The organism is Pseudomonas sp. PSE14 (genome assembly GCF_029203285.1).
Taxonomy (GTDB): domain Bacteria; phylum Pseudomonadota; class Gammaproteobacteria; order Pseudomonadales; family Pseudomonadaceae; genus Pseudomonas.
In genome coordinates this window covers 4,505,620-4,518,521 of sequence record NZ_CP115669.1, presented here as the reverse complement: position 1 = coordinate 4,518,521, position 12,902 = coordinate 4,505,620, and the positions used below count along the sequence as shown (strand labels likewise).

Below are 12,902 nucleotides of genomic sequence, written 5' to 3'. Positions count from 1 at the left end.
CTCGTTGTTGTCTCTATTGGTGGGGCAGTTCAATCGAGCAACAGCCCTCGCGCGGCGTACCGCCGGGGCGTTTCTTATGTGCCGGCGGGTGTCCCGCCGGATGGTTCAATCCAGTTGCTGGCCGTGGCGCGCCATGATGTGGCGCACCACGCTGTAGTCCTGCAGCGAGTCACTGGACAGGTCCTTGCCGTAGCCCGAGCGCTTGAGCCCGCCGTGGGGCATTTCGCTGGCGAGCATGAAATGGGTGTTGATCCAGGTGCAGCCGTACTGCAGGCGGTTGGCGATCTGGAAGGCCTTGTCCAGGTTCTGCGTCCACACCGAGGAGGCCAGGCCGTATTCGGAGTCGTTCGCCCAGTCCACCGCCTGCTCCAGTTGGTCGAAGCGGGTCACGGTGACGACCGGGCCGAATACTTCGCGCTGGACGATTTCGTCCTGCTGCTTGCAGCCGGCCAGCAGGGTCGGCTGGTAGTAGAAGCCGGGGCCCGAATGCACGGCGGCACCGGTGACGCGCTCGATGTGCGGCTGGCCGAGGGCGCGTTCGACGAAGCTGGCCACGCGGTCGCGCTGGCGGGCGCTGATCAGCGGGCTGATCTCGTTGTCGGCGTCGCGCTTGCGGGCGAAGCGGATGCTTGCCACGGCGTCGCCCAGCTCGGCGACGAGGCGGTCATGGATGCCGGCCTGGGCATAGATGCGGCAGGCGGCGGTGCAGTCCTGCCCGGCGTTGTAGTAACCATGGGTACGCACGCCCTGGACCACGGCTTCGAGGTCGGCGTCGTTGCAGACGATCACCGGTGCCTTGCCGCCCAGTTCCAGGTGGGTGCGTTTGAGTGTGCGCGAGGCGGCCTGGAGAATCTTCTGCCCGGTGACGATGTCGCCGGTGAGCGACACCATGCGCACCTTCGGGTGGCTGACCAGATGGCTGCCGACGCCTTCGCCGCCGCCGCAGACGATGTTGATCACACCGGCGGGGAGGATTTCCGCCAGGGCCGGGGCCAGCGCCAGGATACTCAGCGGAGTGTGCTCGGACGGCTTGAACACCAGCGTGTTGCCGGCGGCCAGCGCGGGGGCGATTTTCCACGCGGCCATCATCAGCGGGTAGTTCCACGGCGCGATGGAGGCGACCACGCCCACCGGGTCGCGACGCACCATGCTGGTATGGCCGGGTACGTATTCGCCGGCCAACTGGCCCTGCTGGCAGCGCACGGCGCCGGCGAAGAAGCGGAACACGTCGGCGGTGGCCGGGATGTCGTCCTGGCGCGCGAGGTGCAGCGGCTTGCCGCAGTTCAGCGATTCCAGCTGGGCGAGATCATTGGCGCGCTTGTCGATGGCATCGGCGATGGCGAGCAGGGCGGTGGCGCGCTGCGCGGGCGTGGTACGGGCCCAGGCGGGGAAGGCGCGATGCGCAGCAGCGATGGCCTGCTCGACCTGATCGATGGAGCCGTCGGCGATGCTGGCGATGGTTTCGCCCGTGGTTGGGTTGATGATCGGCTCGGCCATGCCTTCGCCGGCGACCAGTTGGCCGTCGATCAGCAAGGCGGTATGCAGGGTTGCGCCGGTCATCTTGGAAACTCGTCTTTTATCTGTCTTGTTTTCGGGGGCCATGTGCGTGCTCCGGCGGGGCGGTGCCCGGAACTGGCCCTTTGCATGGAGGCAGAGACTAGAGTCCGGGCGTGGGGTCTACAAATTCTAATTACTGAAAGTGGCATTCGATTAAATCGAATGGCTGGCTCTGCTGCGCCGAACCCGTAGGGCGCATAACGCCACAAGCGTTATCCGCCGTCAGCGCAGATCCGAACCTTCTTGGCGGATAACCGCAAGCGGTTATGCGCCCTACATCTAAATGGACAGCTTCTTCGCGTTGGGCTGCTCGCGGGCGACGGTGAGGAACGGGTCCACCAGCGGTGGCCGCGCTGTGCCGCGCCGCCAGGCCAGGCCCACGTCCAGTGGTTCGGACAGGTCCACCAGCGGCCGCGCCTCGATGATGTCGCCCTCCAGCGACCAGGGGCGGTAGGTCATGTCCGGCTGGATCGACAGGCCCAGGCCTGCCGCCACCAGGCTTCGTACCGCTTCCACCGAGGCGGTGCGCAGCGTTACCTGCGGCACGAGCCCGGCACGCGACCAGATGCGCTGGGTGTGCAGGCCCATCTCGTCGGCGTTCAGCTGGATCAATGGCTCGCCGGCCACATCGGCCAGGGCGATGCTGTCGCGCTCCAGCAGCGGGTGCTGCGCCGGCAGCCACAGGCGGTGCGGCGAGTGGGTCAGCACCTCGGTTTGCAGGGCGTGGCGGTCTTCCAGGTTGGAGAGGATCAGCACGCCGACGTCGATCTCGCCGCTTACCAGCAGGTGCTCGATGTACGGGCGCTCGTCCTCCACCACGCGGGTCTGCACGTTGGGGTAGGCGCGCTGGAAGCGGTTGATCAGGTCCGCCAGGTAATAGCCCGCCACCAGGCTGGTCACCCCGATGGTCAGGCTGCCGGCCACCTGATCGGTGCTCTGCTGCAGGCTGCGCTTGGCGTTCTCCACCGTGGCCAGGATCAGGTGCGCCTGGCGCAGGAACTGGTGGCCCTGGTGGGTCAGGGTCATGCCCTTGGCGTGGCGATCGAACAGGCGTACGCCGATCTCTTCTTCCAGTTGCTGGATGGCCAGGGTCAGAGTCGACTGGGAAATGAACACCGCCTGGGCGGCGGCGGAGATCGAGCCAGTCTCGGCGACGGCGATGAAATGGCGGATCTGGCGGAGCGTCATCATGGGCGGTGGGCCGCTTGCGAGTCGGTGATGGCAGAGTGCGGGCCTCTAGGACGGCACTCCAGCGCTTTTCATTGTTGATTATCGAAAATCTATAGGAGCATTCTTTTTTATCGAAGGAAAGCCGCTTATCGCACTGCGGGTCCGCAGGGAAAAGGCCCGCAATATCCGGAAGCACACTGTCACTCCGTCTGAATCGCCCGTCGGGCTAGAGTCGGAATCCACATTTTCCGATTCCAAGAGACAGTGGAGATCGCCATGAACACACGCGGCCTGCTCGACCAGTTGCTCAAATCCGGCCAGGACCTCCTGCAGAACAAGGGCGTTGCCCGGCAGGACAGTGGCCAGCCCTCTTCATCCGGCAAGGGCGGCCTGGACCTCGGCAGTCTGCTCTCCGGCGCCGGTGGTGGCGCTCTGGCGGCGGGCGCGTTGGGCCTGCTGATGGGCAGCAAGAAGGCGCGCAAGATCGGCGGCAAGGTCGTCACCTACGGCGGTCTCGCGGCGCTCGGCGTGCTCGCCTATAAGGCCTACGGTGACTGGCAGCAGAAGCAGGCCAGCGCCCCGCGCGGCGAACCGCAGACCGTCGATCGCCTGCCGCCGGCCCAGGCCGAACAGCACAGCCACGCGATCCTGCGGGCCATCGTTGCCGCCGCCAAGGCCGACGGACATATCGATGATCGCGAACGCCAGCTGATCGATGGCGAAATCGCCAAGCTCACCGGCGACGTTGAGCTGCAGGGCTGGCTCGACCGCGAACTGGCCAAGCCGCTCGACCCGGCCGAGGTCGCTCGCGCCGCTACCAGCGAGGAAATGGCCGCCGAGATGTATCTCGCGAGCCTGCTGATGGTCGACGAGACCAATTTCATGGAGCGTGCCTACCTCGACGAACTGGCCCGCCAACTGAGCCTCGACGCCGGCCTCAAGGTCGAGCTGGAAGCCCAGGCGAGCAAAGCCCTGCAAGCCGTGCCGGCATGAAAGGCGTGATCCCCCTCGCAATCGCCCGCAATGGCTCGCGCCGGGACGCCTGGCTCCGGTATTGAGCGCGTCGGCCCGATAGGCTCCGTCGCCGGGCGTCCCGACCACAGCGGGCCGGCCGGCGGAGAGCGCTGGCGCATCGGTGTGGCAGGACTATCGTTGCCCAACGCACACCGCGCGAAGGCGAGGGACTTGTCATGAACACAACCGATCTACTGGAACAACTGCTGCGGGCCGGACAGGGCTCGGCGGCGCAACAGCAACAGGGCGGCGCGGACCCGCTGGGTGGTCTGGGCGGTCTGCTCGGCGGGCTGCTGGGTGGCGGCGCCAGCGGTGGCCTGGGTTCGATCCTCGGCAGCGGTAGCAGCGGTGGCGCGGGTGGTCTTGGCGGCCTGGGTAGCGTACTGGGCAGCATGCTCGGCGGCGGCAGCGGTGGCGGTGGTATGCCGCAAGGCCGCTCCAGCGCTGGTGGCGTCAACTACGCCATGCTCGCCTCGCTGGGCATGATGGCCTTCCAGGCCTACCAGAACTGGCAACGCCAGCAGAGCGCCAACGCCGCGCAGCAGTCGTCGCTGACCACCGTCGACCAGCTCGAAGGTCCGGAGGCCGAAGCCCACAGCCACGCCATCCTGCAGGCCATGCTGGCGGCGGCCAAGGCGGACGGCCGCATCGACGAACGCGAACAGGCCGCCATCCAGGCCGAGTTGCAGCGCCATGCCGGCGAGCCGCAACTGCAGGCGTGGATCGACGCCGAGATGCGCAAGCCGCTGGATGCCGCCGAAGTCGCCCAGGCCGCCCAGGGTGATCCCGCCGTGGCCGCGGAGATGTACCTGGTCAGCGTGATGTTGGTGGACGACCAGCAGGACGCCGAACGTACCTACCTCGACGAACTCGCCTACAACCTCAACCTCGATCCCGAGCTGCAGGCGCATCTGGAGCAGCAGGCGAAGGCTGGTGGCGAAGTAGCTTGATACAACTCAGGGCAAAGCTGTAGGAGCATTCGTACAGTTTGAGGGTCAGAGCGCTTCGACGAACGCACCCGTGCGGTGCGTTCGTTCTTCAATTCTGCAAGGAGGCTTCATGCCGTTCATTCGATTCACCCTCCCCACTGCGCTGCTGCTCAGCGCCACCGCCACCCTGGCTCATGCGGCCAAGCTCGACGACGTCGCGCCCTATCCCAAGGCCGAGGACGGTTTCGTCCGCCAGGTCATCCACCTGCCCAAGCAGACCCACGAAGAAGACTTCAAGGTCGAGATCCTGGCCGGCAAGACGCTGACTGTCGACTGCAACCGCCAGCGCCTGGGCGGCACCCTGGAAGAGAAGACCCTGGAAGGCTGGGGCTACTCCTACTACCGCCTGGACAAGGTCAGCGGCCCCGCCAGCACGATGATGGCCTGCCCGGACGGCAAGACCCGCAAGGACTTCGTGCCGGTGGTCGGCGACGGCTTCGTGCTGCGCTACAACAGCAAGCTGCCGATCGTGGTCTATGCGCCGAAGGATGTGGAAGTGCGCTATCGCATCTGGTCGGCGTCCGAGAAGGTCCAGCACGCCCGCGCCGAGTAACCCGTCTCCTGTAGGAGCGAGCTTGCTCGCGAACAAACGCCTCGTCGGCCCCAAAGCCTGACACGTTCGCGAGCAAGCACCCGGCGCCGCCCCGTCTCCTGAGAAGGCGCCGAACGAGCATTGCCGCTACGCTGAGCCGACCCCTCGAAGGACTGGCTGCTCGAATGGAGACCCCGATGAACGCCAAACAACGCACCGACCTGGTGAGCCTGCTGCAAGCACGCTTCGAAAAACACGCAAACCGCCACCCAGGCATCGACTGGGCCCAGGTGCAGACCCGCCTGGAGTCCAGCCCGGAGAAACTGCGTTCGCTGCAGGAAATGGAGAACACCGGCGGCGAACCGGACGTGGTCGGCCAGGACGAGTCCACCGGCGAATACCTCTTCTTCGACTGCTCCCCGGAGAGCCCCGCCGGCCGCCGCAGCCTCTGCTTCGATCGCGAGGCGCTGGACGCCAGGAAAGAGAACAAGCCCACCGGTAGCGCTGTGGAACAGGCCGAGGCCATGGGCATCTCGCTGCTCAGCGAAGCGCAGTATCGCGAACTGCAGAAGCTCGGCGAGTTCGACCTCAAGACCTCCAGCTGGGTGCAGACCCCGCCGGCCATTCGCAAGCTCGGTGGCTCGCTGTTCTGCGACCGCCGCTACGACACCGTGTTCGTCTACCACAACGGCGCGCAGTCCTATTACGCCGCGCGTGGGTTCCGTGGTGTGTTGCGGGTCTGACGTCGTTTGCTCTTTGTCAGGGCGGGCCCGCAAACCGCGACAGCAATCTCCGCACGGGATGCACCTACGAGATCAAGAGCACCTCGCCCAGCTGACGTTATCCGCCGATTGACCTTGGTTGCAGAGCGCTCCGGACTCGATCTTGAAGCTGTCGTTCAGCAGCGGTGTATCGGCGTACAACCGCGAACGGTTGTACGCCCTACGTTGGCGATGCGCTTTGGCCGCCGACCAGTACCTGTTGTTCGCGTTCGCACAGTTCGAGCAGAAAATCCCACACCAATCTCAGCCGCACCGACCGGTGCAGCTCCCGCCGCGTGCACATCCAGTATTCCCGTTCGATGAATTCCTCCGGCAGCACCGGCACCAGCAGCGGGTCGTGCAGGCCCATGTACTGGGGAAGGATGGCGATACCGATGCCGGCCTGGGCGGCCTGTTGCTGGGCGACAACGCTGGTGCTGCGGAACACCACCTGCGGGTGGCGGCAGAAGCTGTGGTGGAACAGCAGTTCCTGGCTGAACAGCAGGTCGTCGACGTAGCCGATCCAGGGATGCCGGCTCAGGTCCTCGCGGTCGCGCAGGGGTGGGGCGGAGGCGAGGTAGGCGGGGCTGGCGAACAGGCTCAGGCGGTAGCGGGTGAGACGGCGGCTGATGACCAGGTCGGCGCTGGGGCGCTCCAGGGTGATGGCGATGTCCGCCTCGCGGTTGGTGATGCTGACGAAGCGCGGCACCGAGACCAGTTCCACTTCCAGCCCCGGGTAGCGGCGCATCAGTTCGCCCATGCGCGGGGCCAGGAACATGGTGCCCAGGCCTTCGGTGACGCCGATGCGGATCTGCCCCAGCGGCGAGATGGCCTGGCTCATCTCCTCCTGGGCGAGCAGGGCGGTGTTCTCCATGGCCTCGGCGTGCTTGAGCAGCGCCTGCCCGGCGGGGGTGAGCTGGTAGCCGCCGGTGTGCTGGGCGAAGAGCTGGGTGCCGAGGTCGCGCTCGATGTTCTCGATATGCCGCGCCACGGTGGCGTGGGTGGTGCCCAAGCGCTTGGCGGTGGTCAGCAGGCGACCGCTGCGGTGCAGCTCCAGGAAGTAGCGCAGGTCATTCCAGTCGAACATGGGTGGCTCTCGTTGTTAGAAAACAAACAATAGCTGACTCAAAACGATTGTTCTTTTATCAGGAACGAACGACTAGGCTCGGTCCTCATACAAAAAGAACAAGCACGACGAGGGACTTTCCATGCCTCAGGCACTGGATGCGTATGACTACCTGATCGTCGGTGCGGGCCCCTCCGGTTGCCTGCTGGCCAATCGTCTGTCCGCCGACCCTGCCAACCGCGTGCTGCTGCTCGAAGCCGGCGGCCCGGACAACTATCCCTGGATTCATATACCCGTCGGTTACCTCTACTGCATCGGCAACCCTCGCACCGACTGGTGTTTCGACACCGAGCAGGTGCCGGGCCTGAACGGCCGCGCCATCAAGTACCCCCGTGGGCGCACGCTCGGCGGCTGCTCCTCGATCAACGGCATGATCTACATGCGCGGCCAGGCGCTGGATTACGACGGCTGGGCCGCCGAGGGCAATCCCGGCTGGGGCTGGAACGACCTGCTGCCGCTGTTCATGAAGATGGAGGACCACTTCGCAGGTACCAGCGAACTGCATGGCTCTGGCGGCGAATGGCGGGTGGAGAAGCAGCGGCTGTCCTGGGCGATCCTCGATGCCTTCCGCGAGGCGGCGGCGCAGTCGGGTATTCCGTCGGTGGAGGACTTCAACGGCGGCGACAACGAAGGCTGCGGCTACTTCCAGGTGAACCAGCGCAGCGGCGTACGCTGGAATGCGTCGAAAGCGTTCCTGCGACCTATCGCCAACCGTCCGAATCTCACCGTGCTGACCCACGTCGAGGCCCTCCGCGTGCTGCTGGAGAACGGCCGCGCCACCGGGCTGGAGGTGAACTGGCAGGGGGCGCGCCGCGAGCTGCGGGCCAGGCGCGAAGTGATCCTCTGCGCTGGTGCGATCAACTCGCCGGTACTGCTGCAACGCTCCGGCATCGGCCCGCGCGATCTGCTGGAGAAGCACGGCATCGGCGTGCGCCATGAGCTGTCCGGCGTCGGCGGCAACTTGCAGGACCACCTGCAACTGCGCCTGATCTACCGCATGAGCGGCGCGCCTTCGCTGAACCAGATCGCCTCGACGCTGTGGGGCAAGATGGGCATGGGCCTGGAGTACCTGTTCAAGCGCAGCGGCCCGCTGTCCATGGCACCCAGCCAGCTCGGCGCCTTCGCCAAGTCCGACCCGGGCCAGCGCTCGGCCAACCTCGAATACCACGTGCAGCCGCTCTCCCTGGAACGCTTCGGCGAGCCGCTGCACAGCTTCCCAGCGTTCACCGCGTCGGTCTGCGACCTGCGGCCGCTGAGCCGGGGCTCGGTGACGCTGCGCTCGCTCGACCCGCGCGACAAGCCGATCATCCAGCCCAATTACCTGAGCCACCCGGAAGACCTGCGGGTGGCCGCCGACGCCATCCGCCTGACCCGGCGCATCGCCGCGGCGCCCGCGCTGGCGCGCTTCAACCCGGTGGAGTTCAAGCCCGGCCCGGATTACCAGAGCGAGGAAGACCTGCATCGCGCCGCCGCCGAGATCGGCACCACCATCTTCCACCCCGCCGGCACCTGCCGCATGGGACAGGGTGCGGGGGCGGTGGTGGACAGCCAGCTGCGGGTGCACGGCATTCCCGGCCTGCGCATCGCCGACGCCTCGGTCATGCCCAGCCTGACCTCCGGCAACAGCTGTTCGCCGGTGCTGGTGATCGCCGAGAAGGCGGCGCAGATGATTTTGAGCGAACCCGCGCGCAACCCGGAGGTCATCCCCTCTAGTGCGCAAGCGCAGCAACAAGCTCCCGTGGCGTGACGGCGATCCCGTCGCCCACTGCTGTGACGTGAAACTCCGCTCCCTGCCGCTGAGGTGTCAGGCGGTTCGCGAGCAAGCGCTCCTACAAGGAGCAACACCGAAACGCTATCGCGCGGTGTGAAAACCGCGGCAGTCGTGGCCGAAACAACAATAAGAGCCCCTGAAGGGGCAGGAGAGCCCGCAATGACCGATGTAGCGCAATCCAGTTCCTACGAGCGGCATGTGTCGTCCCGCCGCGAAGAGCGCAAGGTGATCTTCGCCTCGTCGCTCGGCACGGTGTTCGAGTGGTACGACTTCTTCCTCTACGGCGCGCTGGCGGCGGTCATCAGCAAGCAGTTCTTCGCCGGGGTGAACGACACCACCGCCTTCATCTTCGCCCTGCTGGCCTTCGCCGCCGGCTTCCTGGTCCGGCCCTTCGGGGCGCTGGTGTTCGGTCGCCTGGGCGACATGATCGGGCGCAAGTACACCTTCCTCGCCACCATCCTGCTGATGGGCCTGTCGACCTTCGCCGTCGGCCTTCTGCCGTCCTACGCCACCATCGGCGTGGCCGCGCCGATCATCCTCATCGCGCTGCGCATGCTCCAGGGCCTGGCGCTGGGCGGCGAATACGGCGGCGCGGCGATCTACGTGGCCGAGCACGCCCCGGCCAACAAGCGCGGCAGCTACACCAGCTGGATCCAGTCCACCGCCACCGGCGGCCTGCTGTTGTCGCTGCTGGTGATCCTCACCTGCCGCCAACTGACCGGCGATGAGTTCGAAACCTGGGGCTGGCGCCTGCCGTTCCTGCTGTCGATCGTGCTGCTGGGCATTTCCACCTGGATTCGCCTGTCGATGCAGGAGTCTCCGGCGTTCCTGAAGATGAAGGCCGAGGGCAAGACCAGCAAATCGCCGCTCAAGGAGTCCTTCACCAACTGGAAGAATCTGCGCATCGTCCTTACCGCGCTGTTCAGCATCAACGCCGGGCAGGCGGTGACCTTCTACACCGCGCAGTTCTATGTGCTGTTCTTCCTAACCCAGGTGCTGAAGGTGGACGGCGCCCTGGCCAACGAACTGCTGATCGTCGCCCTGGTGATCGGCGCGCCGTTCTTCGTGGTGGCCGGCTGGCTGTCCGACAAGATCGGCCGCAAGCCGGTGCTGCTGGCGGGCCTGGCGCTGGCGGCGGTGGGCTACTTCCCGCTGTTCCAGGCGCTGACCCATTACGCCAACCCGCAGATCGACCAGGCCTCGCGCACGGCGCCGATCACCGTGATGGCAGACCCGTCGACCTGTACCTTCCAGTTCGACCCGGTGGGCAAGGCCAAATTCGACAGCCCCTGCGACCAGGTGAAGACGCTGCTGGTGAAGAGCGGTGTGCCCTACAGCAGCGAGGCCGCGCCGGCCGGTAGCGGCGTGGTGGTGACGGTGGGCGAGAAACGCATCGAAGGCTTCGACGCCGCCGCCCTGAGTGCTGCGGTGAAGGAGGCTGGCTACCCGGCCAAGGCGGATTCGTCGATGGTCAACAAGGGCATGGTGATCACCATCCTGGTGGCGCTGGTGCTGATCTCCTGCCTCTGCTACGGCCCGCTGGCGGCGCTGATGGTGGAGCTGTTCCCGACCCGCATCCGCTACACCTCGCTGTCGCTGCCTTACCACATCGGCAATGGCTGGTTCGGCGGCCTGCTGCCGACCCTGTCGTTCGCGCTGGTGGTGTACACCGGGGATATCTTCTACGGCCTGTGGTACCCGGTGCTGATTGCTGCCGTGAGCCTGGTCTGCGCACTGCTGTTCCTGCGCGAGACGCGCCACAACGACATCCATGCCGATTGATCGGTGAGCTTTTCACGAAGGGCGCCTGCGGGCGCCCTTCGTGTTCATTCGGCGCGATCCGGGCTCGCCTGGGCGGCGCCGCTGGAATACCCTTGCCGCATTGCCCGGTGCGCGTTGCGCCGGGGACCTTTGCGGAGATCCAGCGAACATGAGCCAGGCATTACTCACCGTTACCGTCAGCGCCGAGCACTGGGGGCGTGAAACCGAGGCGGTGGACAACGCGCGTGTGCCGGCCAGCCTGAGCGCGCCGGAGCCGGGCATCATCAAGCTGAGCTTCGACGGCCAGCTGGATGCGCCGGAGGAGCCCACCCATGTCTGCGTGACGCTGGACAACGGGTTGTCCTACTACGGCGAAATCCGCGATGGCGCGGCGAACGAACAGGGCGGTTGGCTGACGTTCGAGGGAGAGTTGATCGATCTGGAAGGGTTCTGAGTCCTCAACGGGGGCCTTGGGGGGCATACCGGTCAGGCCCGGCACGGCTCCCGTAGGAGCGGACTCTGTCCGCGATGCTCTTCTGAGTTGGGTGTTTCTGCGCCGCTTCGGCGTGGGCTGAGAGATTTTGTTTCGCCCCCTCGGGCGACCCACTTTGGCAAACGACCCAAAGTGGGCAAAAGTCTCTGCCCCATCATCCGGGTCCCGCTTCGCGGGACTGATTCGCTTCGCTCACCCTTCGGGCCAGCCTTCGGCTGTTACTTCGCTGCGCTTCGTTTCCCTCGCTCCATCGAAGTTTCAGGGGCCCGCGTCGACGGGCCATCCATGGCCCAACGACGCTCTCGCGGCATCCATGCCGCTCAACCCCTGAAACTCCGATTCCACTCGGCCTCCTGAAGGGGCGCTCCGGAGTGCGCGGATACTTCGCTGGAAATCCTCAATAGCCAGAGCCAGAGCCAGAGCCAGAGCCAGAGCCAGAGCCAGAGCCAGAGCCAGAGCCAGAGCCAGAGCCAGAGCCAGAGCCAGAGCCAGAGCCAGAGCCAGAGCCAGAGCGGGAGTGCTATTCGTAGGAGCGGACCTTGTCCGCGAAATCCATCGCGGATGACTCGGTATCCCCTGGCGAACACCGGCGTCGTGCGCTCGCGCAATTGCGGGCTCTGTCCTCGACGCATCGACAAAACGCGCCCAATAAAAAAACCGGCCACATGGGCCGGTTTTTCACTATCTGTGGATAACCCTCACTGCCGCGGGATCATGCCCTCGATACGCTTGGCGAAGGCATTGGCCAGATCGCCATCGGCCAACAGCAGCAGGTAGTCGTGATCCGACTTGGCCGCCGGGGCGATGCGGTATTTCAGGGTGCCGGACGCTACCTGCCCAACCACCGGCACCGACAGCGTGCCGACGCATTCCAGCACGCCGCTGTCCGGGTCCTTCTCGATGATCGCCACGTCCTTCAGCTCGGCCTTGGTCAGGGCGTCGGCCTGACTGGACAGCGAACCACTGAGGAAGATCTTCACCAACTGGTTCTTCACATCGTCCGAACCGCAGACCTTGGCCTGGTTACTGCCACCGCAGGCGCTCAACAGCGCAGCGGCAGCCAGTACGGCCGACAATTTCAATACCTTCATCTATCCACCCCGTGGCGTTCCATGATGGCCATTGGATACGTCAGCGTAGGAAAAATTCCCTGGTTAGACGACAAATCGCGCCACCCCGTCGTTCAGCCCAGCGTCAGCCACGCCAGCACGGCGTAGCGGCCCACCTTGGCCAGGGTCACCAGCAGCAGGAAACGCCAGAGCGGTTCGCGCATCACCCCGGCGATCAGGGTCAGCGGATCACCGATCAGCGGCGCCCAGCTCAGCAGCAACGACCAGCAACCAAAGCGCTGGTAGCGCACCTGGGCCTTTTCCAGCGCCTGCCGGCTGACCGGGAACCAGCGCTTGTCGTGCCAGCGCTCGATGCCGCGCCCCAGCAACCAGTTGACCAGCGAGCCGAGTACGTTGCCGAGGCTTGCGGCCAGCAGCAGCGACCAGAGCGGGTACTGCCCGCCAAGCAGCAGGCCCACCAGCACGGCTTCCGATTGCAGGGGCAGCAGGGTGGCGGCGCCGAAGGCCGAGAGGAACAGGCCGGCATGGGCGGCCAGGGCGAGGGACAGCATGGGGGAAGTGGGGCGACCTTGCAGGGCGGAAAAATGTGCTGAAAATTTGGAATAAGGAGGTGAGCTTTATGCGTCTCCAGATACTATATGTCTTATCTTGCTGAGGA

The 12,902-nt window shown here is 65.7% G+C and carries 12 protein-coding genes; 7 read left to right on the top strand and 5 right to left on the bottom strand.

Features of this window, described 5'->3' with window-relative positions:
• Positions 1 to 105: 105 nt before the first annotated feature.
• Together O6P39_RS20660 and O6P39_RS20655 are read right to left on the bottom strand one after the other, a co-directional pair.
• Positions 106 to 1,602 (bottom strand): gamma-aminobutyraldehyde dehydrogenase, encoded by a 1,497-nt coding sequence (locus O6P39_RS20660; protein WP_275608300.1) that lies wholly within the window; start codon positions 1,600 to 1,602, stop codon positions 106 to 108.
• A gap of 234 nt (positions 1,603 to 1,836) precedes the next feature.
• A complete protein-coding gene (locus O6P39_RS20655) occupies positions 1,837 to 2,748 on the bottom strand; it encodes a LysR family transcriptional regulator (protein ID WP_259756729.1) in 912 nt (303 codons plus the stop codon).
• Positions 2,749 to 3,003: 255 nt separating this feature from the next.
• Here O6P39_RS20655 and O6P39_RS20650 point away from each other — a divergent pair, with 255 nt between their 5' ends.
• The 4 genes from O6P39_RS20650 (at position 3,004) to O6P39_RS20635 (ending at position 6,005) form a co-directional block, all read left to right on the top strand.
• Entirely contained in the window at positions 3,004 to 3,720 is a 717-nt protein-coding gene (locus O6P39_RS20650) for a tellurite resistance TerB family protein (protein ID WP_275608299.1), read from the top strand.
• 197 nt (positions 3,721 to 3,917) lie between these two features.
• On the top strand, positions 3,918 to 4,691 hold the full coding sequence (locus O6P39_RS20645) for a tellurite resistance TerB family protein (RefSeq protein WP_275608298.1): 774 nt from the start codon (positions 3,918 to 3,920) through the stop codon (positions 4,689 to 4,691).
• A gap of 109 nt (positions 4,692 to 4,800) precedes the next feature.
• The gene (gene eco, locus O6P39_RS20640) at positions 4,801 to 5,283 is read left to right on the top strand and encodes a serine protease inhibitor ecotin (RefSeq protein ID WP_275608297.1); all 483 of its coding nucleotides are present in this window, start codon (positions 4,801 to 4,803) and stop codon (positions 5,281 to 5,283) included.
• A gap of 176 nt (positions 5,284 to 5,459) precedes the next feature.
• On the top strand, positions 5,460 to 6,005 hold the full coding sequence (locus O6P39_RS20635) for a DUF4256 domain-containing protein (protein ID WP_275608296.1): 546 nt from the start codon (positions 5,460 to 5,462) through the stop codon (positions 6,003 to 6,005).
• Positions 6,006 to 6,204: 199 nt separating this feature from the next.
• On the opposite strand, the gene O6P39_RS20630 is transcribed toward O6P39_RS20635, so the two are convergent.
• Positions 6,205 to 7,110: a LysR family transcriptional regulator gene (locus tag O6P39_RS20630; RefSeq protein WP_275608295.1), complete on the bottom strand. Its 906-nt coding sequence runs from the start codon at positions 7,108 to 7,110 to the stop codon at positions 6,205 to 6,207.
• A gap of 121 nt (positions 7,111 to 7,231) precedes the next feature.
• Here O6P39_RS20630 and O6P39_RS20625 point away from each other — a divergent pair, with 121 nt between their 5' ends.
• The 3 genes from O6P39_RS20625 to O6P39_RS20615 all read left to right on the top strand — a co-directional run bounded on the left by O6P39_RS20625 (position 7,232) and on the right by O6P39_RS20615 (position 11,135).
• Positions 7,232 to 8,896, top strand: coding sequence for a GMC family oxidoreductase N-terminal domain-containing protein (locus O6P39_RS20625; protein WP_275608294.1), 1,665 nt, complete (start codon positions 7,232 to 7,234; stop codon positions 8,894 to 8,896).
• Positions 8,897 to 9,079: 183 nt separating this feature from the next.
• Positions 9,080 to 10,702: an MFS transporter gene (locus O6P39_RS20620; RefSeq protein WP_275608293.1), complete on the top strand. Its 1,623-nt coding sequence runs from the start codon at positions 9,080 to 9,082 to the stop codon at positions 10,700 to 10,702.
• A 148-nt stretch (positions 10,703 to 10,850) separates the two neighbouring features.
• Positions 10,851 to 11,135 carry a hypothetical protein gene (locus O6P39_RS20615; protein ID WP_275608292.1) on the top strand — a complete coding sequence of 95 codons (285 nt, stop codon included), beginning with the start codon at positions 10,851 to 10,853 and terminating at the stop codon, positions 11,133 to 11,135.
• 737 nt (positions 11,136 to 11,872) lie between these two features.
• Here the strand turns inward: O6P39_RS20615 and O6P39_RS20610 are convergent.
• Both O6P39_RS20610 and O6P39_RS20605 read right to left on the bottom strand, forming a co-directional pair.
• The gene (locus tag O6P39_RS20610) at positions 11,873 to 12,265 is read right to left on the bottom strand and encodes a hypothetical protein (protein ID WP_275608291.1); all 393 of its coding nucleotides are present in this window, start codon (positions 12,263 to 12,265) and stop codon (positions 11,873 to 11,875) included.
• A 92-nt stretch (positions 12,266 to 12,357) separates the two neighbouring features.
• Positions 12,358 to 12,795 carry a YqaA family protein gene (locus tag O6P39_RS20605; RefSeq protein ID WP_275608290.1) on the bottom strand — a complete coding sequence of 146 codons (438 nt, stop codon included), beginning with the start codon at positions 12,793 to 12,795 and terminating at the stop codon, positions 12,358 to 12,360.
• Positions 12,796 to 12,902 lie beyond the last annotated feature (107 nt).